The organism is Paenibacillus sp. EKM10P (genome assembly GCF_011800655.1).
In the GTDB taxonomy this organism is placed as follows: domain Bacteria; phylum Bacillota; class Bacilli; order Paenibacillales; family Paenibacillaceae; genus Paenibacillus; species Paenibacillus polymyxa.
The window spans coordinates 778,213-801,421 of sequence record NZ_JAALET010000001.1; the positions used below are offsets into that span (position 1 = coordinate 778,213).

A 23,209-nucleotide genomic window follows, 5' to 3' on the forward strand; every position below is an offset into this window, starting at 1 on the left:
TCTGTCCCTCCCAAAAAACTTGGTATAATTTCCATTTTATTAGGATAGCTTGCTCATTATGTAGTAATTCGGCTTGAACATGTAAAGGGGATATGATGATCATAAATTCAGTTCTGCTCTAATAAATTAGAAAATCAAAGCTGGATGTTTGGGGGAAGGGTATGGATTGAAGATGTGGGTGACGTTCCGGGTTAGGATGTGCGACAGGATGGGTTTTATCGTTGAGTGGGGAGATTGTATTTTGTATTGATGTCGTTTTCATTGATATTTCCAGGTGTAAGTCCATTCATACCAAGCTCACTCCCATATCGCTTGGTCGCAATTATGGTATGCGTTAGGACATGGAGGGGGAATGGTTATGAGGCTTCCGCCTGATGGAGGCGTTGACACATGCGTATACTAATCGGCAGCCCGGTGCACCAGAAGCCGGAAATTTTGTCTTTGTTCCTTCAAGCATTGGAGCGTCTGGAGGCACCTGACGTGCTACCAGATTATTTGTTTGTCGATGATAATGACAATCCGATTTCAAGCCAGTGGCTAGTTGACTTTTCCAATCGACTTCCGGGACGGGTTTTACCCTTGTTAACAGGCTCGCAGCAAGTGGAGAACCGAAGTGATGAGCACACTCATTATTGGCCGCCTGCTCTTGTCTGGAAAGTGGCTGGCTTTAAAAATCGTCTTATTGATTATGCACTTCAGCACAATTATGACGCGTTGTTTCTGGTCGATTCAGACCTGGTTCTCCATTCCCGTACCTTGTGCAGGCTGGTGGAGACGGAGAAGGATATTGTATCAGAGATTTTCTGGACACGCTGGCAACCGGAAGGACCGCTATTGCCTCAAGTGTGGGTTAGTGATGAATATAACTTGTTCCATCGTGAAGATGGCGAAGTGTTGTCCGCAGAGGAGCGAGCGCAACGTGAGTTGCATTTTATACATCAGTTGCATGTTCCAGGTTTGTATGAGGTGGGTGGTCTAGGGGCGTGTACCTTAATCCGCAGACGGGCGCTGGAAGCAGGGATTCATTTTGGTAAAATCAAAAACGTTTCTTATTGGGGAGAAGATCGACATTTTTGTATTCGAGCGGCTGCATTTGGATTTCCACTTTTTGTAGACACACACTATCCGGCAATGCATCTATATCGGGAAGCCGATCGAATGAAGGCAGAACAGCTATTATTCACCCTAAAGTACTTTACATCGAACCGCCCAGAGCATGTAACACATGCGGAACACTCCGATATTTCTCCAAGCTCTCCAGCCTTCAATCGTCCAGCATCGTCAAGAACCCCTAAATTCAATGAACCTCCAGTTATACCCGATGATCTCCGCGAAACTGCTGTCTTTGCCAAGTACACGGCAGATTCGTTTGTTGTACCCCCGGCGTTCACTGGTCCACGACAAAGTGAGCTTTATACACCGCCTGTCTCTAATCCTAAATTGACGCTGACCATGACGGTATGCAATGAGGCAGATCGCAAGCTTACAGACGTGCTGCTGAGTCACCGGGAATACATTGATGAAGCAGTCATTATTGATGATGGTAGTCATGACGATAGCGGAGCGTTGTGCCGGGAAATCTTACAAGGAATCCCTCTGCGTCTGATCCGCAATGAAACACCCTCTTTTATCAATGAAGTCGAACTTCGAAAGCAGCAGTGGAGAGAGACATTGGCTTCTTCTCCCGAATGGATATTAAGCATGGATGCTGACGAAATGTTCGAATCCCGCTTTGCCCAAGGGGTACATTCTTTGTTAGCGGGAACGAAAGCGGATACGATTTGTTTCAGGTTGTTTGATATGTGGTCTTCGACGCATTACCGTGATGATGAGTATTGGCAGGCTCATCGGTATTACCGTCCTTTTTTAATTCGCTATAAAGAGGGGTTCCCTTATAAATGGAAGGAGCAGTCCTTGCACTGTGGGAGATTACCCGAAAATGTACTTGACCTTCCCACTGAGATCAGCAACTACCGTATTCAGCATTGGGGATGGTATACACCTGCTATTCGCATGGCCAAATTTGAGCGATATCAGCTGCTTGACCCAAGTGCTCGTTATGGCTGGAAAGAGCAATATGAATCCATTTTGGACCCGAATCCACGACTTACACTCTGGGTCGATCAGGACAACAAAAACACAGAAAAAGAACCTACACCAGAATATGAACCTGCGCAGCAGGCAAACGACTTGGATGTCGCCAAGGTGGCCAGTGTGCAGGTCATGAACAAACCCGATCTCCAAATTAAAGGTGAAGCCAAGGTTATTTCTTATGGTAAGGAGAAGGGGAGAGGAGCAGAACAGAGCGTAAAATGCAAATTGTGTGGCTCAGCCGACACGATAGTATTTCACAATTATGAACACTTTACCTTGATGGGATGCGGCTTCTGTGGATTGGTTTTTCGTAAGGATGTGGATCATATTCAGTCTGAGAAAATGATAGCAGAGATTTATAATGCCAATTGGGTTGCTATGCGGGATAGTGCAGCGGCGTCTACCTATGGGGATCATGCGCTTTTTGGACTTATGCTGCTCGATATGTTCAGTCCCAAAAAAGGAAAGCTGCTTGAGATTGGTTCAGGGACTGGAGAATTTATCCATGCTGCCCTTCAAGCTGGCTGGAATGCAGTGGGCATTGAGCCGTCCAGTGAATCGCGTGCCTATGCCAAATGCAAATATGAGGTGGAATTATTACCGGGTTATTGGAATGGTGAAACAGAGCTAGATGCTCAAATTCAACAATCTCTAGAAATTAACCAAGATTATAAAGATCAGGAAGCGATTGAGACTGAAAGTTTAGAGGAAGAAGCGGACTTACCTCTGGAGCACCAATACGAAGCCATAGCATGCTGGCATGTGCTGGAGCATATCGCGGACCCGGTCGCATTTTTGACGGATTTGCGTGAACAGCTTCAACCTGACGGAACGTTATATATTACGGTGCCCAATAAAAATTCGTTTACCAACGAGGCTTATGGCGTTCACTCACCTTTATTTACGGAGGAAGATCATTTGTACCATTATTCGGATCATACACTGACGCTCTTGCTGGAAAAGTCCGGCTTGCGCCCGGTGGCTTTGTTCACCCGCCAGCTTCCTGCTGGTTTGGATGCCTTGCTGCAAGCACATCCTTTGTACGGTGAGCTTGCCTTTACAGAGCAAATGGGATTGTTGGCTAAGCTTCAAGGTGAGAAACGGGGCCATGAATTATGCTGTGTAGCAAGAGTAATCTAAACATCTCCAAAGGAGGCTACATTCATGAATATGGCTGACCCGTATCTGTCTCGCTTTTTTGTATATTCTGATCCCAATTCGTCCAATATGATTTACAGACTCCCTCAAAGCTGGTGGAGTCGTCCCTATGAGTATGAGTGGTGTCTTCAATTTATGTCTGGGCAAGATACAGTATTGGACGCGGCATGTGGAATCCCTCATCCATTCAAATTTGAGCTGGCCCGCCGTTGCGCTCAGGTTTATGCCTGCGATTTGGATATACGCATCGTTTCTGTAGATGCCATCTTGGCTGAGGTGCGGCGGGATATTGGGGAGGAGGCTGCTGAGCGCATTCAGGAGATTTTACCGGTTCGGCTCCACTCCGCACATGCCAATTTAACTGCTCTGCCCTATGAGGATGCCAGTTTTGACAAAATTGTATGTATATCAGTGTTGGAGCACTTAACCCCCGATGAATCTTTGGCAGCCTTGCGTGAATTTCACCGAACTTTACGGGATGACGGCATGCTTCTGTTGACATTTGATTATCCTACAGTGGATCTTTCAACGATGGAACAATGGATAGAAGAAGCGGGGTTTTCGTATTGGAGTGGTGTGGATCTCAAGCTTCCACGGGGGGCTCTACACACAGATATGTGGGGCGGTTTACATTGTTTTAGGACTGTTCTAAAAAAATATAAGAGTTAACGGTATGCGCAATGAGGTTTACACAGACCTCTCTTATTGCTTATCATGAGAGGGGTTGGAGTGTAAACTTACATAGGAAAGGAATGACTGATAACTACATGAACAATGCACCTGTGTTGAAGAAACCTGAGGCTATGGTATTTGATATGGATGGTACACTTTTCCAGACGGAGACGCTGCTGCTTCCTGCGTACCACAAGCTGTTTGATACGCTGCGCGCCGAAGGGCTTTATGAAGGAGAGACTCCTCCCGAGGAGCTTATTTTGAATAGTTTGGGTATGCTGCTGGATGAAATCTGGAGAAGAGTGATGCCAGAAGCCAGTGAAGCAGCTCACAGAAGAGCGGACGAGTTGTTGCTTCAGCTGGAGCTGGAGGGATTGAAGAATGGAAGTCATGCTCTGTATCCACATGTAAAAGAAACACTTCAGGCACTTCATGAGCAAGGTGTCCGATTATTCGTAGCCAGTAACGGGCTGGAGGATTATGTAAAGGGGATCGCTGCAGCGTATGAAATGGTTCCTATTTTTGAAGGACTGTACAGCGCTGGGGAATACAGTACGCTTTCCAAAGTGAATTTGCTAGAAATTCTGTTGAGCAAGCACGATATTTCGAATGTATGGATGGTAGGAGATCGTTCCTCAGATGTGGAAGCTGGCAAAAAGAACGGACAGACGGTGATCGGCTGTGCTTATGCTGGATTTGGTGTGAATGATGAGTTGGAAGGGTCCGATGCGATTATTACAGACTTTACGCAGTTGCTTACGCTTTATAAAAACGCCGAGTAACGGTGAAAACGCAGATAAGGTTATAAATCGCTGTGGCGTACCATATAAATAATACATGCAAACGATGTTAAGCAGATAACAAAACAAAGGAAGGCAGCCACTTAGGCGGAGCCTTCCTTTGCTTTACTTTCTGTCTTATCTTCTGTTTGTTCTTCTGCTTTTTGTTCCGTCTGCGGCTTCGGATTAATCTGAGTGTGGTAGACCCATAGGGCATATTCCATAGGTTTGGTGATGGCACGACGATAGGTTTCTTTTTCGCCAATGCGTGAAAATACCTCGCGAGCCGGCTTCGGGTTGACCTCAAGCACGTAGATATGACCGTCCTTATTAATTGCCAAATCGAGCGCAAGCTCACATAATGCCCCATAGCTTTCTTCCAGATATGCAGCAATGTCCAGTCCGAGCTTTTCCCCTTGCTTGATGATTTTCTCTCTGTGGCCTTCATCACGAATCCATTGCGTCAGCAATTGCTTCATCGGTACTGCCTTGCCTCCGCCATGCAGGTTGGAAGTGACACTCCGATGTGCCCCGATGCGCCCGGCACATCCCGTTAGCTCCCATACTCCCTGGCTATTTTTCTGTACCAGCATACGGTAATCATGGACCCTGCCATTCGGCAACTGCACAGGAATGCCTTCCTGAACAATATAGTTATCCATGTTCCAGCTGCTCAGACGCGGCTCCAGACGATCCAGACGTACCCGTTGCTGGGGAATAATATGGCGCTTGCGATTGCGTCCCTCAATCAGATACAGGCCACTCTGCTTGTTAACAGGCTCAATGCGTAAAATGCCGCGGCCTCCTGTGCCGTTAATTGGCTTGAGGTATACTAGTGAATTCTGTTTGAGCATTCGCTTTACACTATGAAATCCATCGAACGGCTCTGTTGCAGGCAGATGGGGGCGAAAGGCAGCCTTTCTCGCAAGCTGCTGATGAATGGCCCATTTATTGCTCAGCGGTCGGTTTAAATAAACAAGGTCTGTATACTGCAATCGGAATTTCTTTAATTGACGATACCGCTCACTGCGCTGCACTCGGCAGCGGTCGAAAATCATATCCGGAAATTCCCGCCATTTTCGAGTCCATTTACCGCTATGTGGATCATAAATTTGGGCAAGAAGCAGTCTGCGATCCTTATGGACATCCGCAGGAGTGAATACATACATATCCAGCCCCAGCCTTTTGCCTTCTGCGATCATGCGTTCATATATGTCACGTTCTTCCAGTTGCTTCTTACTGTTCAAATACAAAGTCATGATGCCTAGGACAGGTTTTGGCACAGCATTCCACCTTCCTCTGCCGTCTGCTCATCTTCGGACAACTCCCCACAAAATATCAGCGTGGGCTTTCCCGTCGGTCCAGTCGTCATTTCATGCGCAATAAGTCCAGCGCCGAAACAGGTTTTGAGACTGGCCATATTGTCGGTGGCTACGCTGCACGTCAGACGGCGCAGCTGTTGGAGCTGGGCGGACAGCAGTCTAGCGCCCAGTCTGCGGCCCCGGTAAAGCGGACGAACAATCACGATGCAAGCATCTTTCCCATAATTCAGAGCGAGGGAAAATCCCGCAATCCGTAGCCCCTTCTCCGTGCGCACATATGCGCACAGGAGGGAGGAGCCAGGGGTGTTCAATTGCTCCGGCGTTAAAACAGCCAACTGCCGCAGAGCATTGCGAGTAATGCGCATGCCGCCCGAACTGCGAGCCAGAAACAGCAACTGTCGTCGTCTTAGTACCCAACTCCGGGCAGGCAAATGTTGAACATCGCTAATTTGCGGCATGATTCCACTTCCTTGAGATTATTTCATTCGTTCGGCCAAAAAGGAGCTGTATTGAAATATACGTCTAAGTGATTTTTGACGGATTTCGGGCTCGTCGAATTTCATCGGTTTGGCATTGGCTTCAAAAAACCAGAGGGTCCCGAGTGTGTCTACGCCCAAATCCATAGACATTTCACCGTGAGAAAGACCGGATGCGCGTTCAATTTGACGTGCAATCTGAATGGCCGTACTTTTAACCTTATCCAGCAAATCTGTGCTGTCCTCAGATCCAAAGATTGAGGATAGCAGCTTGAACGGATCCTCCACACTTCCCCCACGCGGAACATGTGTTGTAATACTTCCCTTACCCGCTAGTCTGGCGCCTACTCCGGTAATGCTCCATGCGCCACGGGCATTTTTTTGCACCAGAAGCCGCAAATCGAAGGGCTTTTTCTGATAGGTTGCCAGATCGATACCCTGCTGAATGATATAAGGCGAGTTGCCTGTTTCTCGGCGAATACGTCCCCATAACCGAGACAAGGATACAGATCGGTAGGTTATGCTTTTTTTGTCATGTTGAATGGTCAACCTGTATGCCATCAGATGCTCAGGGTTGAATCTGAGAATCATAATTCCCTTTCCGGCTTTACCGTTTTCCGGTTTGAGATACAGGTATGGATATGCAGACAGCATTTTTCCTAAGGAAGACAGGTTGCTCAACCGTTTGGTAATTGGAACAAGCTGACGAGTGGATTCCGAGGTACGGAGCCATTTGAACAGTTCCCATTTGTTAAAAAAGCCCGGATTGTACAGCTCAACGCCTGAGGCATGTGAAATTTCATCCAGCTTTGCGCGCACAGAAGTTTTAAGTTCATAATTACGGTTGGGGATACGATTATAAATGACCTGTGGAGATGGGAAATCTTGTTCCTCCCATATTTGTGAGTTTTTGTTGTAGATGTAGCCCTTCACTGTTTCATCTGCCAGCTTCAAGTCCCTGACAGTAACAATGTACACCTGATACCCCATGCGCGTTCCCGTTTCTAGAATATCCCTGAAGTTTCGCTGATTTCCTTTGAAAAATTGTTCATCGTCGTGCACTGTCAATACAGCAACAACTGGTTTTTGCTCCGCCCGGGTATTCATAGTTCCTCTTTTCTGCGGAATTTACTGAGGTAAAGACAGTGGTCCAAAATATGCTCCACGGATGCTTTACCCTCCGCACGCAACGATGGATGCTGAAAAATGGATCGACCTGGCTTAGAATTGGCTTCAAACATCCATACCTTTTCATCCTGATCAATTCCCAGGTCGAATCCGATTTCACCCAGTAGATGCTGGTGGTGATATTCAATGGCTTCTGCTAGCGTAACTGCTACATTCTTGGCACGTTGAAGCACTTCACCCGCTCGGTCTCCGAATACCCGACCGAGCGCTTGCTCGGGTGTCATCAGGGAACCGCCGTTTTTGATATGAGTCGTGACACTGCCACGTCCGGCTTTTTTGGCTCCAATGCCAACGACGACCCATTGGTTATTGCCGTCTTTGTGCATATGAAACCGGAAATCAATCGGGCAATTATCAATCTCGATTAGTTGAATGCCCTGCTGAATGACGTAGCCTTTTAGCGTCTGTCCCTTATTGGAGTGAAGCATCCGCAGCATGGAGTTAAAAGTGGTAAACCGCAGCAGTACATTGCTATTTTTCTTCCGATACCTCACATAGTATCCTTGTTTGGGGACATAGGACAGACGATAGATTCCTTTGCCCAGACTGCCGCTACTTGGCTTATAATAAGCAAATTGATGCCGCTCCAGCATACCTCGGATACGTTCAGAGCTGGGATTCATATAGGATTCAGGGACATAACGGTTAACCTCTGGATTATTTTCCAGCAGATGATAGATATCGGATTTATTGAAAAAGCTCCAGTTAAAGAAAGGAATTCGTTTGCGGGAAAAGCGTTCGCGTAGTTGATTAATCGCTGGGGAAAAATCTGAGCGGCGGCTCGGCAAACGATTATAAATTACGTCCGGCAGAGGTACGAGTTTACGTGTAAACTCCCCGCTGGATGACAGAAAATAGCCGTTAATCGTATCATTTTGCCAGTTGATATCCCGTGGGGTGAAGGCAAAAATATAAGATTTTTTGCTGCCTTCCTTCAAAAGTTGCTTAATAAAGCCTGTGCGTGATCCGAAAGGGCGGGTGGTGGAGTTAGTGGCATCAGACAATACTCCAATCAACGGTCCAAGCTGAACATCTCCGTCCAGATTCCGCAAATAAATAGACCCGCTTTTGGGAACACGGATTGCGTTGCGCAAGCCGGAGGTCAAGTATAGATGACGTCCCGCCTTCTGAATGGGTTTTACTGTTGCGGGAATCTGATCCTTGCCAAGTCGCAGACGAATGGACTTGGCTCCAGATAACTTAAGGCTTTTCAACAAGGCAGTGGATATATACGCCACCTTGTCGGGCTGCTGTGAGAAATGCACATTGCAATGCGTTAAACTCATCTGTTTATCCTCCTATACCGTATGTTCAAGGGAGGCGCCCGCGCCCTTTGGCCCTGTCGCTTTGGAATGGGTCATTAAATATCGAGCATATTCGAGCGGGCGGTTGACCGACCGAAAAGCGCACTCTGGCTGACGAGTCTGAAAAAAGGAGGCTCGGCCAGGGCGGGAATTAACCTCCAACAGCCAGATATTCCCGCTCCGGTCAATACCATAATCAATTCCCAACTCGCCAAGGCGGCCATAGCGTTCCTCCAACGCCCCGGCAATGGTCAAGGACAGCTCTATCATCTGTCCGATGATGAGACGTGTGCTGTCCACACCAAATTGTTCACGAAGGTAAGGCTCTGCCGGATGGGCTTCGCCCCCACCGTGCAGATTGGAAGTCAGAGTTCCTTTTCTGCCTTCCCTCACGGCAAAGCCCGTCAGGCGCCAACAGCCGTTGCCGTCCTTTTGCATGAGCGCGCGAACATCAAAGGGATGATTGCTTTGGCTTGTTAATTTCAAATAAGGCTGCACGATATAGGCGCGTTTGTGTGCAATACCGTCAATCCATGACAATCCTGCATCCAATTCAGTAAACAAGCGACGGAACGGGCGGTTTTGGGAGTTCCTGCCTTGTACGTACAGTCCCTGACCTCCTTCCGCCAGCCGGAGATACAGCGTGCCCTTGCCATGTGTTCCGGACTGTGGTTTCATAAATAGCTCCGAATGGCGTTGCAGCCACTCCACAAGCTGGGTCGTATCCCGGTATGGGGCCGTAGGCGGTACAAAGGGCCGTACTTTATCTACCGTATGCAGAGCGCGATACACCTGCCATTTGCCAGGCAAGTTACGCGACCAGTAGATAAGCTTGCGCGACTTTTGCTCCGCTATGTCTCCCAGTGTGCGCTTGACATTCTGGCTCTCATGGATATGGAGACAGCGGTTATAAACAATATCCGGCAAGGGAAAGCGGCCAAATGTCCATACTCCAGCACGATAAACATAACCCCGTATGGAATGATCTTCAGGTGAAACTCCTTCGGCGGTAAACGCCATTACGCTAATACCAGAGCGCTTGCCCAACAAGCTTAGCCTGCGACAGAAATCGGCTTCGGTAATAGGGGGAGTAGCGTCCTGCTTTCGGCTAACAAGCACGCCCAGCATGCCTGGCATAACAAGAGACACCGACAACAGCTCCTTTGGCAGCCGGACTCAGGAAGAGATGGATTCATTTGAATCCGGCTGAATAACAGCAGTATTCAATCATTTTTTTTACGGACGGGCGGGTTTTCTGATCATTTAACGGCGTATTGTCATTTTTTGATGGTTTGGAATTGACCTCCAGCAACCAGATACGCCCCGTGCTGTCAATCGCCAAATCAATACCAAATTCCGCGAAATGGGCGGGAATTGCCTTTTCTACTCCGCTTGCGATATCCAGTGCTGCTGTTTTGAGAGAGGTAAGACCATTCGATTTAACAGTTGCGGGCAGCGTGGTTTTGGCCAGTGCTTCCTTGACTGTACTGAGCGTACCGCCTCTTGCCAGATTGGATACAAAGTGGCTGCCTCCGGCGATCCGAGCGACAATGGATGTTACGGTCCAGGTTCCAGACGCATTTTTTTGTACAAGCGCGCGAAAATCGACCGGACGTTTACCGTGATCAATCAAGGTAAGGCCCTGTTGCAGCTGAAAGCGTGTCGATTTCATTTTTCCCGCTAAGCTTTTGTACAGTTTATCGACGTTGGCGTACGTTTGCTTTCGGGGTGTGCCCGCTGTTGTGGATAGCACAGAAAAGGTACCATCGGTTTGCTTGTTAATGCGCATAATGCCTTTACCAAGGCTTCCGCGCACGGGTTTGAGAAAAACAGAGGGATACTGGGTGCACATTTTTTTGAAAACGGCAAAGGTTTGCAGCAAGTGGGACTCGGGTAAATACTTGCGTAGGGAAGAATTCGATTTGAGTGCATCAAACACTTCATTCTTATCCAAAAACTTTTCATTAAAAAAGGCCGTGCCGTACTGCGATTTTACTTCTTTCATGAAATGCTGTACGCTAGTTCTGTTCTCGAGTTTACGGGAGGTAAGCCGGTTATTGACGACATCGCCGGCAGGCATGACCGTCTTTTTCCAGCCTCCGTCATACACCCATCCCTGAACTCGCCCGGGCTGACTTCCGATATGCTCCGGGGTGAAGAAATACACATATGCTCCTTGTCTGCGGCATTCCCCGACTAGTTCACGGCAGAACAGGGTGATCGACCCGAAAGGCTTGTCGGGTTGTTCGGGATAGTCCCGACTAACCAGCACGCTAATAAGTGGGCCCACTCGAAGTGTCCGGCGGCCTCGGCTGTAGGTTACTCGCAGATTACAACTGTCATGACTGGCATGAAGCCCCATTTTTCGGGCCAGTACGCTTCCCACGCGTAGACCGCTGTATCGGGGTACCGATATGACGGTAACCTCTTGGCGGAACGAACCGAAGGCGAGCTGAACGGGGTGGCCTGCGGATATTTTCCATTTGCGAAGCAGGGACTCGCCGACCATGAGTACGTCATCCTGCAAGATGCCCGATCCGATGATTTGAATCGTTGTTTTTTTGATGGACATCGTGGATCTCCTTCCGGGCAGCAACTTGATGTCTTGAAAGTAACGGGAAACGTGAATGGGCTGTAATAGCACTGATTCATCATATGAGGACATATATACCTTGGTGATTGACGGACAATGTGAAATGTTGACACAAAACTTGTAATGGAGGAATGAACAATCATGAATATCTATGACAAAGCCCATGATTTAGCAAAAGCATTGAAAGAAAGCAAAGAGGTAGAGGAAATTACATCAGCGATGAAGCTGATTGAAACGGATCCAGAAGCCAAGAAAATGCTCGACGATTTCCGTGAACGCCAAATGGAAGTGCAACAGCGGATGATGAGCGGCGATATGCCAGCACAGGAAGAGATGGAAAAGATGGAAAAAATGTTCGAGGTACTCAGCTTGAACCTCAACATCCGTCGTCTGTTCGACGCTGAACGTCGCTTGAGCGTGATTATTGAGGACGTAAATAAGATTATTGCGGACAGTCTTCAACATTTGTACGGTTCGTCTCTGTAAGTTTGTCTCATATTCCTTCCTGTCCTCTCATAGACTAGATACATAGAGTCACAGGGAGAGGAAGGGATACGATTGGGTTCATTTAAAAAATGGAAACACGGTTTGTACACACTGATTGCATTGGCTATGGTATTGGTCGCATTACCACGCATCTCGTTGGCAGGTGGTTTGAATTGGGTCAACGGCTTTGGGATGGTATGGGTACTTTTTGCGTTGCTTGTCATCGGAGCGAACCTGCATTTTTTGCTGGGTGTAGATGAGGAAAAGCGTAAAACGCTGGAGCGTGTGCGACGGGCCAAAATGCAGCAGTGGCAGATGAAATGGGATAACAAAGCTGACAAAGGCAAAATGCTGTAAGTGTTTCTCCTAGTACGAAGCGGTCTCTTGTAACAAGGGACCGCTTTTTTGTTATTTTCAAAGCAAAGATATCCTAATAACAAGGGTCTAAAACAAAGGGGTTTTGTGGTATAATAGATACAGAATGATACAGATTGAACGTTGGGGGTGTAACAGAGTTGGACGGGCTAGATGAAACAGTTACGAAGCATGAGCAGCTATTGCGTCATATCGAGCAGTTAAAAATAGGCTCCAAAATTTCTGTACGCAGGTTGGCTAAAGAAATGAGTGTTAGCGAAGGCACGGCTTATCGGGCTGTGAAAGAAGCAGAGAATTTGGGAATTGTCATTACCAAGGAACGGATCGGAACAGTACGAGTGGAGAAGCGTCCACGCGGCTTGTCTGAGCAGCTAACCTTTGCGGATGTCGTGAATATTGTAGAGGGACATGTGCTGGGCGGAAGCGAGGGGCTCGAGAAGCCGCTGCACAAGTATGTGATCGGGGCGATGCGTGAGGAAGCCATGGCTCGTTATATTGACGCAGGCAGTTTGCTGATCGTAGGTAACCGAGAGGATGCGCATTCGCTTGCATTAGAGCAAGGAGCAGGTGTGCTGATTACAGGGGGGTTCGGTACGAGTCGGGAGGTTAAGCAGCTTGCAGACCAGATCAGTCTGCCGATTATTTCCTCGCGTCATGATACATTTACCGTGGCTTCTATGATTAATAGAGCGATATTTGACCGTTTGATCAAAAAGAAAATTATGTTGATTGAAGACATTGCGGCCAGCAAACCGAAGACGCTGACCTTGAAAATCAACAGCACGCTGACCGAATTTGAAGAGCTATCAGCGACCACGGGATATCATCATTTTGCCATAGTGGATGAATGGAATCGTTTAATTGGTATCGTCAGCCGTAAAGATGTGGAAGGACTTCAACCTGAGCATACGATGGATAAATGTATGATCCGTAACCCAATTACGGTCACTTACCAGACCTCGCTGGCTTCTGCTGCTCAAATGATGGCATGGGAAGGTGTAGATTACTTGCCGGTCGTGGACCGCAACCGTAAGCTGCTCGGGTCCGTTACACGGCGTGAGGTGCTGGAGGCGTTGCGTAACGCCCAAAAGCAGCCACAACTTGGCGAGACGTTTGACCAGCTGATCTGGAACGGTTTTGCTGAGGAGCGTAATGAGGACGGATCATTATTTTTTCGCGGTTTTATCATTCCACAGATGGCTACCAATTTAGGGACGATCTCGGAAGGCGTACTGGTCAACGTGATGACACAAGCGGGCTACCGGGCAGCTAGAGATATGAGCGGCAAGGATTATGTGCTGGATAATTTGACGACTTATTTTATTCGACCAGTACAGATTGAGGATGCTGTCGTTCTTCGTCCGTTGCTGCTTGAGATGAGTCGCCGCACATGCAAGCTAGAAATTGCGATTTCTCGGGAAAATCATTTGGTGTGCAAGGCAGTGATGACGCTTCAATCCATTGAACATGGTTAATCCACCTCTGGATTGGAGCAGAAGATGGAGTTAAATAGATCGACTTAGTGGCTTTGAGGCAGTCTTTCTTTGGCCTCCAGCCAGATTTGCAGCACACCTTCCATTACAAGCATCGTTTTGACCTGGATTGTATACTCCTTGTCACGAACGGTGTATTTTTTTTGGTGCAGCAACATACGTACCAGCTTGCTGTCAGAGTCAATCTCAAACATATCTCTGCCGCGCAGCACCTCCAGATCACGACTGACGCGGCGAAGAAGCTCTTTCAGATTAATAGAGTCAATTTTTTCAGCCGTGGCTTCCTCCGCAATCAGCTTGATTTCTTTGATGACGGTTTGGCGCTTGCTGTATTTACGTAATGTTTTGTTGTCCTCTTCAGCTTGCTGGAGCTGGAATTGAAGGTCCTGGTTGTTCATCCACAGCTGATTGAAGCTCGCATGCCAGATGGCATTGTAGATCAATCCTCCCGTAATCATACCGAGTACAAAAACGGAGGATAATTGCATAAAAGGGCGCAGGCGCTCAAAGGGAGGGACTCTCATAGTCGTTTCACCTCACGGCCGTCCGTTGCCACATACCCACTTGACCAGCTCTGCACCCATATGAGCGCCTAAAAAGGCGAAAATCAAATACAATATCTGCTTAATGGCAGGTGACAAATTACCATCCAACATATTGCTCTCAATGACCCGGATCGGGTCCATCGTTCCTCCCACAGCGGCGGCAAGCGCCCATATTTTAATCCTTCCTGCAACCTCCAGCATCGTCTGGGTAGGCGGCTGAAGCGATACTACAGCTCCCATTCCCCCGAGCATGGCTCCTCCGAGCACGATGCCGAAGGCAATGAAGAAGTCGAGAATCGCTTTGGATATAAAAGTGCTCATGCTCTTTTCCTCCTTGGGTATACGAATCAGGACCGCGCTTGTCCGCCCGGGTCTGTACTTTTATTCTATGGGCGCTACTAACGTGGATATGATAAAATAGTTTGAAGAAAATCAAGCGGTGAAGGGAAGAGAAGCGCATGAGTTCATTTGTGCATTTGCATGTTCACAGCGAGTACAGCCTGCTGGACGGCGCGGCTCGTACCGCGGAATTGGTCAAACAGGCATCAGCTTATGGAATGGAGGCGCTGGCTCTTACAGATCATGGGGTCATGTACGGTGCCATTCCTTTTTATAGAGCATGTGTAGAGAACGGCATTAAGCCGATTATCGGGTGTGAGGCTTATATGACGGCAGGATCGCGCAAGGAGCGTGGCAGCCGGAAGGATCAGCCCATATATCATTTAATTTTGCTCGCCAAAAATAAAACAGGCTATCAAAATTTGATGAAGTTGTGCTCCATTGGCCATTTGGAGGGTTTTCACTATAAGCCGCGCATCGATATGGATGCTTTGGCTGCCCATCATGAAGGCATCATATGCTTGAGCGCTTGCTTGGGCGGTGAAGTGCCGCAGCATTTGCTGCATGGTCGGGAAGCCGAAGCACGACGTGCGGCCGAACGATACCGTAGCATTTTTGGCGAAGATTTTTATCTGGAGCTTCAGGATCATGGTCTGTCGGAGCAAAAACGCGTAAATCCTCAATTGATCGCATTGGCGAAGGAACTGGATATTCCGCTAGTGGCGACGAATGACGTGCATTACTTAACCGAGCCGGATGCTGATGTCCAGGACGTTCTGATTTGTATCGGGACAGGGAAGACAGTTGACGATGAGGAGCGCTTGCGTATACCAACACGTCAGTTGTATCTGAAAAGTCAGGAGGACATGGCTCGTTTATTTCCACATGTAGCAGAAGCCATCGCTAATACGGTGCGTATTGCTGAAAAATGCGAGCTGGAGCTGGAATTCGGCCAATCGATTTTGCCTGAATATCGCCCGCTGCCAGAGGACATGACGTCTTCGTCCTATTTGCGTAGTCTGTGCATGCAAGGGCTAGAGCGTCGCTACGGAGGCGATCCTGTATGGGAGCAGCCGGAGGAGCGGGAAAGACTGGACCAGCGGCTAAACTACGAATTAAATACGATTGACAGTATGGGCTTCAGCGATTATTTCTTGATTGTATGGGATTTTATTGCTTTTGCTCATAAGCATAAGATTGCAACCGGTCCGGGACGGGGTTCCTCCGCCGGTAGTTTGGTGGCCTATGTGCTTAATATCACGAATGTCGATCCGATAAAATACAATCTGCTCTTTGAACGGTTTCTGAACCCTGAACGGATCAGCATGCCAGATATAGATATTGATTTTAGCGATGAACGCCGTGACGAGGTTATCGACTATGTAGTACAGAAGTACGGAAATGAGCATGTTGCGCAAATTATTACCTTTGGGACATTAGCGGCAAGAGCCGCAGTCCGTGACGTCGGCCGTGTATTGAACGTGCCGTATGGCGAGGTGGACAAGGCGGCCAAGTTGATCCCGGCGCAGCTCGGCATTAATATCCGGCATGCGCTGGAGATTACCCCTGAGCTGAAGGCTCTGTATGAAACGAAGCCCAAGACACGTGAACTGCTGGATATGGCGATCAAAGTAGAAGGAATGCCTCGCCATGCTTCGACACATGCGGCGGGTGTTGTCATCTCGCGGACTCCATTGACCGATGCGGTTCCGCTGCAAGAGGGGAGCGAAGGGGTTCCTTTAACGCAGTACTCAATGGAAAATCTGGAGCGCATTGGTTTGTTGAAAATGGATTTTCTTGGACTGCGTACGCTCTCCATTATTGAACGGTGCATGCGCTGGGTTGCGGAGCAGCATGGAGAAACACCTGACTTTAGCCGTGTTCCCGACGATGACCCGCATACCTATGACTTGCTGGGCAAAGGGGATACAGGGGGCGTGTTCCAGCTGGAGTCGGCCGGTATACGCCGGGTACTCAAGGATTTGAAACCGAGTGTTTTCGAGGATATCATTTCTGTCCTGGCTTTGTATCGTCCGGGCCCGATGGGTTTTATTCCTAACTTTATACAGGCTAAGCACGGACAGATTGAGGTTTCTTATCCGCATCCTGATCTTGAACCGATCTTAAAGGATACGTACGGTATTATTGTGTATCAGGAACAAATCATGCAGATTGCATCGCGCATGGCTGGCTTTTCTTTAGGAGAGGCCGATCTGCTGCGCCGCGCGGTGTCTAAGAAAAAACGCGAGGTGCTGGATCTGGAGCGTGGTCATTTTGTCGAAGGCAGTATTAAACAGGGGTACACAGAGGAGGAAGCCGGCAGGGTTTACGATATGATCGTCCGTTTTGCTGACTACGGTTTTCCGCGTGCCCATGCAGCTGCTTATGGTGTGCTAGCATTCCAGACGGCTTATCTTAAGGCCCATTATCCAGTACAATTCATGGCTTCCATGCTGACGGCCGTCATGGGAAGTCATCGAAAAGTGGCTGAATATGTCGTCGAATGCCGTCGTATGGATATCGCAGTGTTGCCGCCTGATGTGAATGAGAGTGGGGTGCTGTTTACCCCATTACAGCAGGGTGATATCCGCTTTGGACTGGCTGCCATTAAAAATGTCGGCACACAAGCAATGGAAAGCATTCTTGCTGTTCGTAAGGAACGCCCTTTCGACAGCTTGCTCGATTTTTGTCGACGCGTTGATTTGAGGATGTGTAATAAGAGAGTGATTGAATCGCTCATTCAGGCAGGGGCATTTGATTCATTGACAGGCCATCGGGCACAGTTGCTTGCCATGCTGGATGAAACGGTGGATGCAGCTGCCAAATGGCGCAAGGAACGTGACGATTTGCAAATTGATATGTTTGGCTTTGTAGAAATGCCTAATTGGGATATTGAATACCCCAATGTACCTCCATTTAGTACCAGCCAGCAATTAGAGCTGGAACGCGAACTGCTGGGACTGTATTTGTCTGGGCATCCGCTAGATGATTTTGAGTCGCTGCTGGAAAGCAGCCAAGCGGATCGTCTGATGGAGCTGAGCGAAGTGCCAGATGAAACAGTTATTGTAACCGCAGGCATGGTGGTGTCACTCAAGACGATTACGACCAAGCAGGGAAAGGCCATGGCCTTCATTGAGCTGGAGGATCAGATTGAGCGCTGTGAGGTTGTGCTGTTTCCTGAGGTATGGAAGCGAAGCCAGCAGTGGATTGAAAAGGGTGCCTTGCTTGCACTACGTGCCAAGATGCAGCAGCAGGACGAGCACTTCAAGCTCCTTGCGGATGAGGCAGCCCCGCTGGCGGAAGACGCGTTGGCAAGGCTTCTTCAGCGCCGGCGTACCGGCGCACGTTCGTCCGCAGCAGCCGCTCCATCAGCGTCGCCGCAGCAGAAGGCGGCTCGTCCCGTAGCGGCCCCCTCACAACGCGGAGGCGAAGCGGCTCACGGTGAGCAGGTGCCTTCCCCGCGCGGCTCGGAAGCGTCCGCCCGTCAGCGGGTGTTTGTCAAAATCACCCGCCAGGCCGAGGAGGACGCCAGCTTGCTGGTCAGCCTCAAGGCATTGCTACAGGAGCATCCCGGTGCTGTGCCTACCGTACTTTTTTACGAGAGCAACCAGCGTCTGCTGGCGTTGAGTGATGCTTACAGCATTAAGCCTTCTCCTCAGCTTTTTGATCGAATGGAGTTGATGCTAGGTGAAGGCACCGTGAAAGTCAAATGACAGACACACAGCAACCCGCCCTTATTGTAACGGTTTAATGAACATTTTCCTTCCCTTTCGCATACACTTGGAAAACTGGCGGAACAGGAGATTCAACACGTGTCCTGCACCATTAGGTCCCGCACGGTGGAAGAATTAGAACTGCATGGTGAAAGCGGGAGGGAAATTATGTCCTATGAATATGCAGAAACCTTGTTAAATCGCAGAGGCATTCGGATCGAGTCCATTGCGGACATTGTTTTTCAGCTTCAGCTAAAATATTATCCTCATTTGACTATGGAAGAATGTGTAGAAAGTGTCAAAGCGGTTTTGCAAAAGCGAGAGGTACAATATACACTGCTGACTGGCATTGCACTCGATGAGCTGGCCGAAAAAAAACTTCTTCCCCAGCCACTTCAAGCCATTATGGAGGCAGACGAACCGCTGTATGGAGTGGACGAGACAATGGCTCTTGGCATTACGAGCGTGTACGGCATGATTGGCTTGACCAGTTTTGGCTATCTGGATAAAGAAAAGATTGGAATTATCGATAAGCTGAACCAAAAAGGCAGTGGCATTCATGTGTTTTTAGACGATCTTGTCGCCGGATTGGCTGCCGCCGCTTCTTCGCGTATTGCCCATCGGAGCCTTCATGCCAAGCATTATCCTGCATCATTGGATGTTTAATTGGCCTGAATAAACAGAATTAATGATTATCTAGGCCCTCCGACGGAACTTGAATGATCAGGAGGGCTTTTGTTGCGGGAAAAAAGTAAGGTATGTTATCATGAGTCTATTATATGGGCTCAAAACTTGAGGCTTAGGGGGTAGAAACAAGGCATGTGGACGGTGATATATATTGCACCGACGGCCAGACTGGCTGACATGATTAAGCTCAAACTGTCTGAAGAAGGTTTTATGGTGCAGACCCGGGCCATCAGTGCATCCAAGCAACAGTTTGAGATACTTGTGCCTTCGGGTGAAGTCGAAGAAATACAGGAAGTGCTTAATTCGATTTTGCGCCCTTGAGTCCGGAACGGCGGAAGTGATACAGCAGCATGAATGGAACAAAGGATGCACGATCGGCGGTAATGTTGTATTAACAGGCGTTGACGTGTGTATGAACATAATGCTTAGAGGTGCCGCATCGACGGCAGAGGACCTTGTATCGGTTACGGCTGACAAATAAACGGCTGGAGAGGTGTAGTTGTGTTTAAAGATTTATTCCAAAAGAAGCGTAAATACGCGACCATCCCTTCGGAACGGGCGCTGAGCGGCGATCAAGCGGACATGCCGGATCGTCCCAAACGGGAAATTCCCGAAGGTCTTATGACCAAATGTGGCAAGTGTGGAAGTATTCAATACAGCAAAGAGTTGGAGAAAAATTTGAAAGTGTGTCCGGTGTGCGGATACCATATGCGTTTGAATGCAATGGATCGCATTCGCATGGTGCTCGACGAAGACACGTTTACGGAATATGATGCCGATATGATTTCGGTTGATCCGCTGGACTTTCCGGGATATGCAAGTAAGTTGGAGCAACAGACCCTGAAATCTGGCCTGCGCGAGGCTGTCGTTACGGGCGACGGCCTTATTCATGGGCATCCTGTTGTCGTAGCGGTGATGAGCTTTGACTTTTTTACAGGCAGTATGGGCTCGGTCGTAGGAGAGAAAATTACGCGTGCCATTGAGCAGGCGATTGACAAGCGCTTGCCGCTTATCATCTTCTCCACATCCGGTGGGGCACGTATGCAGGAAAGTATTCTGAGTCTGATGCAGATGGCCAAAACAAGCGCTGCTCTCGCTCGTCTGGACGAGCAGGGATTGCTCTATATTTCTGTGATCACTGATCCGACTACAGGTGGAGTCTCCGCCAGCTTTGCTATGCTTGGAGATATTATTATTGCAGAGCCAGGTGCTGTATTTGGTTTTGCAGGTCGTATTGTAATTGAGCAAACGATCAGACAGAAGCTGCCGGATGATTTCCAAACTTCCGAATTTAATTTGCAGCACGGACAATTGGATATGGTTGTACATCGCAAGGAACTGCGTGATACCCTTGGGCAATTGCTTGATCTGCACAGTGTGAAAGGGGAGGAATAAATGGCTGGCGAATTGCCTTATGAAAAGCCCCTGGTCGAGATGCGACAGAAGATCGAAGAACTTAAGCAATTCGGACAGGACAAGCAAATTGATTTTACAGATGAAATTAACCGTCTGGAAGAACGTTATCTCCAGATGGAAGAAGAAATATACACGAACATTACAGCATCGCAAAAGATGCATCTGGCTCGTCATCATCAAAGACCAACGTCCCTTGATTTGATCGAGCAGGTGTTTACAGATTTTATTGAATTGCATGGCGACCGCTTGTTCGGAGACGATCTGGCGGTTGTGGGCGGGATTGCCAAGCTAAATGGTATTCCGGTGACCGTCATTGGTCAGCAACGTGGTAAGGATACGAAAGATAACATTGCACGCTTTTTTGGTAGTGCTCATCCGGAAGGATTCCGTAAAGGCTTGCGGCTGATGCAGCAGGCTGAAAAATTTAAGCGTCCTATTATTACATTTATTGATACGAAGGGCGCTTATCCGGGTAATACAGCAGAGGAGAGAGGTCAATCGGAAGCGATTGCCCGCAATTTGCGGGAGATGGCAAAGCTTTCGGTGCCTGTTATTTGTGTGGTCATCGGCGAGGGTGGAAGCGGCGGTGCGCTTGCGTTTGCAGTGGGTAACCGTGTGCTGATGCTGGAACACGCCATTTATTCGGCCATTTCTCCGAACGGCGCAGCCTCGATTCTATGGAAAGATGCTTCTAAGGCAGATCAGGCAGCTGAAGCGATGAAGATCACCGCTAATGACCTCCTGCGCATGGAGATTATCGAGGATATCGTGCCAGAGCCGAAAGGGGGCGCACATCGTAACTATGAAGTGACTGCTGCCGCAATCAAGGAGTTATTAGAACGTCATTTGGCAGACCTTACGAATATGAGCTGCGATGAATTGAGAGAAGACAGGTATCAAAAATTCCGGAAAATAGGACAATATACTTTCTTAAAACCTTCGGAATCTGAACCTATGTTGTAATACGCTGGAAACGGGTAACAATAAATATGACGAACTTCCTATACAAATAGGAAAAAGTGTAGTAGATTTAATTGTTGGAAAAAGATATAAAGAGTAGCACCTTTGAAAACGGAGGAAAAACCCAAATGCGCAAAACTAAGATTGTATGTACCATCGGTCCTTCCAGTGAATCATTGGAAAATGTGAAGAAACTGATTATGGCTGGTATGAACGTAGCCCGCCTGAATTTCTCTCACGGTGATTTCGAGGAGCATGGCAACCGGATTAAAAACATCCGTCAAGCTTGTAAGGAGCTTAACAAAAATGTTGCTATTTTGCTCGATACGAAGGGGCCGGAAATCCGGACAGGAAAGCTCGAAGTTGAACCTATTGAGCTTGTTCAGGACGAGTTCATTACGCTGACAACGGAAGAAATTCTCGGTACGCAAGATCGTATCTCCATTACGTACAAGGATCTTCCCTCGGACGTGGAGCCCGGCTCCACCATTCTGATCGACGATGGTCTGATCGGACTCACCGTTATTGAAGTATCAGGCACTGAAATCAAATGCCGCATTGTCAATGGCGGAACGATCAAAAGCAAGAAGGGCGTTAACGTTCCAGGCGTTGCTATCTCATTGCCTGGTATTACGGAGAAAGATGCTAATGATATCATTTTTGGTATTGAGCAGGACATTGATTTCATCGCAGCTTCTTTTGTTCGTAAAGCAAGTGATGTACTGGAAATCCGTGAATTGCTGGCGAAGCACAACGCAAGCCACATTCAAATCATTTCCAAAATTGAAAACCAGCAAGGTGTTGACAACCTGGATGAAATTTTGGAAGCTTCGGATGGTCTGATGGTTGCCCGTGGTGACCTCGGTGTGGAAATTCCTGCTGAAGAAGTGCCTCTGGCGCAAAAATTGATGATTAACAAATGTAATGTAGCTGGCAAGCCTGTTATTACAGCAACACAAATGCTGGATTCCATGCAACGTAACCCGCGTCCGACTCGTGCGGAAGCAAGTGACGTAGCCAATGCTATTTTTGACGGAACAGATGCAATTATGCTGTCCGGCGAAACAGCTGCTGGGAAATATCCGGTAGAATCCGTATTGACCATGTCACGTATTGCCGAAAAAGCTGAGTCTTCTCTGAACTACCGCGATTTGTTCAAAAAACAAAGAACGGCGCAAGAAATTAGTATTACAGAAGCAATCAGCCAATCCGTTTCTATTTCTGCTCTTGACCTGCATGCCAAAGCAATCCTGACGTCCACACAAAGCGGAACAACGGCGCGTATGATCTCTAAATACCGTCCAGAAGCTCCGATTATCGCTGTGACAACACAGGAAAGAACAGTTCGCCGTTTGGCTCTGATCTGGGGCGTACATGCAGTACAAGGCAGACCAATCGTCGACACAACAGATAGTTTGTTTGACAATGCGCTGGAAGGTGGTCGCAAATCTGGCCTCGTTAAAGAGGGCGATTTGGTTGTGATTACAGCGGGCGTACCTCTTGGTGATTCCGGTTCCACGAACCTGATCAAAATTAGCTGCGTTCCAGCACAAGCGTAATTGTAGTCTCCACGAAGTAATACTGGGACGGCATCTACTCGTTACAGTAA

Annotated in this window: 20 protein-coding genes; 12 read left to right on the plus strand and 8 right to left on the minus strand. The window is 48.2% G+C overall.

Annotation, left to right across the window (positions count from 1 at the left end; translation table 11 throughout):
* Positions 1-390: 390 nt before the first annotated feature.
* The 3 genes from HFE01_RS03550 (at position 391) to HFE01_RS03560 (ending at position 4,706) form a co-directional block, all read left to right on the plus strand.
* The gene (locus tag HFE01_RS03550) at positions 391-3,234 is read left to right on the plus strand and encodes a bifunctional glycosyltransferase/class I SAM-dependent methyltransferase (protein WP_107734372.1); all 2,844 of its coding nucleotides are present in this window, start codon (positions 391-393) and stop codon (positions 3,232-3,234) included.
* 24 nt (positions 3,235-3,258) lie between these two features.
* The gene (locus HFE01_RS03555; RefSeq protein ID WP_103042351.1) at positions 3,259-3,921 is read left to right on the plus strand and encodes a class I SAM-dependent methyltransferase; all 663 of its coding nucleotides are present in this window, start codon (positions 3,259-3,261) and stop codon (positions 3,919-3,921) included.
* A gap of 83 nt (positions 3,922-4,004) precedes the next feature.
* Complete coding sequence (locus HFE01_RS03560; RefSeq protein WP_016819605.1) at positions 4,005-4,706, plus strand: HAD family hydrolase; 702 nt, start codon at positions 4,005-4,007, stop codon at positions 4,704-4,706.
* Between the two features lie 101 nt (positions 4,707-4,807).
* Here the strand turns inward: HFE01_RS03560 and HFE01_RS03565 are convergent, their stop codons facing one another.
* From HFE01_RS03565 to HFE01_RS03590, 6 genes are read right to left on the minus strand one after another with little or no spacing between them, the layout of a single operon-like run.
* Complete coding sequence (locus HFE01_RS03565) at positions 4,808-5,986, minus strand: YheC/YheD family endospore coat-associated protein (protein ID WP_019686837.1); 1,179 nt, start codon at positions 5,984-5,986, stop codon at positions 4,808-4,810.
* On the minus strand, positions 5,968-6,483 hold the full coding sequence (locus HFE01_RS03570; RefSeq protein WP_016819607.1) for a GNAT family protein: 516 nt from the start codon (positions 6,481-6,483) through the stop codon (positions 5,968-5,970). Before HFE01_RS03570 ends, HFE01_RS03565 begins: the two co-directional genes overlap by 19 nt.
* A gap of 18 nt (positions 6,484-6,501) precedes the next feature.
* A complete protein-coding gene (locus tag HFE01_RS03575; protein ID WP_107734371.1) occupies positions 6,502-7,608 on the minus strand; it encodes a YheC/YheD family endospore coat-associated protein in 1,107 nt (368 codons plus the stop codon).
* Positions 7,605-8,975, minus strand: a complete 1,371-nt coding sequence (locus HFE01_RS03580; RefSeq protein WP_016819609.1) for a YheC/YheD family endospore coat-associated protein — start codon at positions 8,973-8,975, stop codon at positions 7,605-7,607. Before HFE01_RS03580 ends, HFE01_RS03575 begins: the two co-directional genes overlap by 4 nt.
* Positions 8,976-8,987: 12 nt before the next feature.
* Positions 8,988-10,142 (minus strand): YheC/YheD family endospore coat-associated protein, encoded by a 1,155-nt coding sequence (locus tag HFE01_RS03585; protein WP_016819610.1) that lies wholly within the window; start codon positions 10,140-10,142, stop codon positions 8,988-8,990.
* Positions 10,143-10,185: 43 nt separating this feature from the next.
* A complete protein-coding gene (locus HFE01_RS03590; protein WP_016819611.1) occupies positions 10,186-11,565 on the minus strand; it encodes a YheC/YheD family endospore coat-associated protein in 1,380 nt (459 codons plus the stop codon).
* A 162-nt stretch (positions 11,566-11,727) separates the two neighbouring features.
* Here HFE01_RS03590 and HFE01_RS03595 point away from each other — a divergent pair, with 162 nt between their 5' ends.
* The 3 genes from HFE01_RS03595 (at position 11,728) to HFE01_RS03605 (ending at position 13,922) form a co-directional block, all read left to right on the plus strand.
* On the plus strand, positions 11,728-12,072 hold the full coding sequence (locus HFE01_RS03595) for a YlbF/YmcA family competence regulator (RefSeq protein ID WP_016819612.1): 345 nt from the start codon (positions 11,728-11,730) through the stop codon (positions 12,070-12,072).
* Between the two features lie 72 nt (positions 12,073-12,144).
* Positions 12,145-12,429: a hypothetical protein gene (locus HFE01_RS03600; protein ID WP_017425916.1), complete on the plus strand. Its 285-nt coding sequence runs from the start codon at positions 12,145-12,147 to the stop codon at positions 12,427-12,429.
* A gap of 158 nt (positions 12,430-12,587) precedes the next feature.
* Positions 12,588-13,922: a DRTGG domain-containing protein gene (locus HFE01_RS03605; protein WP_013370334.1), complete on the plus strand. Its 1,335-nt coding sequence runs from the start codon at positions 12,588-12,590 to the stop codon at positions 13,920-13,922.
* A 44-nt stretch (positions 13,923-13,966) separates the two neighbouring features.
* Here HFE01_RS03605 and HFE01_RS03610 read toward each other — a convergent pair whose 3' ends face one another.
* Together HFE01_RS03610 and HFE01_RS03615 are read right to left on the minus strand one after the other, a co-directional pair.
* A complete protein-coding gene (locus HFE01_RS03610) occupies positions 13,967-14,464 on the minus strand; it encodes a sporulation membrane protein YtrI (RefSeq protein ID WP_016819615.1) in 498 nt (165 codons plus the stop codon).
* 12 nt (positions 14,465-14,476) lie between these two features.
* On the minus strand, positions 14,477-14,806 hold the full coding sequence (locus tag HFE01_RS03615) for a YtrH family sporulation protein (protein WP_013309582.1): 330 nt from the start codon (positions 14,804-14,806) through the stop codon (positions 14,477-14,479).
* Between the two features lie 137 nt (positions 14,807-14,943).
* Between HFE01_RS03615 and HFE01_RS03620 the strand changes: the two genes are divergently transcribed.
* From HFE01_RS03620 to pyk, 6 genes are all read left to right on the plus strand, one after another.
* A complete protein-coding gene (locus HFE01_RS03620; RefSeq protein WP_167438183.1) occupies positions 14,944-18,537 on the plus strand; it encodes a DNA polymerase III subunit alpha in 3,594 nt (1,197 codons plus the stop codon).
* A 168-nt stretch (positions 18,538-18,705) separates the two neighbouring features.
* Positions 18,706-19,203, plus strand: coding sequence for a phosphatidylglycerophosphatase A family protein (locus tag HFE01_RS03625; protein ID WP_025364511.1), 498 nt, complete (start codon positions 18,706-18,708; stop codon positions 19,201-19,203).
* 153 nt (positions 19,204-19,356) lie between these two features.
* Positions 19,357-19,545, plus strand: a complete 189-nt coding sequence (locus HFE01_RS03630) for a hypothetical protein (protein ID WP_007429680.1) — start codon at positions 19,357-19,359, stop codon at positions 19,543-19,545.
* A 180-nt stretch (positions 19,546-19,725) separates the two neighbouring features.
* Complete coding sequence (gene accD / locus HFE01_RS03635; protein ID WP_016819618.1) at positions 19,726-20,619, plus strand: acetyl-CoA carboxylase, carboxyltransferase subunit beta; 894 nt, start codon at positions 19,726-19,728, stop codon at positions 20,617-20,619.
* Complete coding sequence (locus tag HFE01_RS03640) at positions 20,620-21,603, plus strand: acetyl-CoA carboxylase carboxyltransferase subunit alpha (protein ID WP_016819619.1); 984 nt, start codon at positions 20,620-20,622, stop codon at positions 21,601-21,603. It abuts the gene before it with no gap.
* 125 nt (positions 21,604-21,728) lie between these two features.
* Positions 21,729-23,159 carry a pyruvate kinase gene (pyk, locus tag HFE01_RS03645; RefSeq protein ID WP_013370340.1) on the plus strand — a complete coding sequence of 477 codons (1,431 nt, stop codon included), beginning with the start codon at positions 21,729-21,731 and terminating at the stop codon, positions 23,157-23,159.
* Positions 23,160-23,209: the final 50 nt, after the last annotated feature.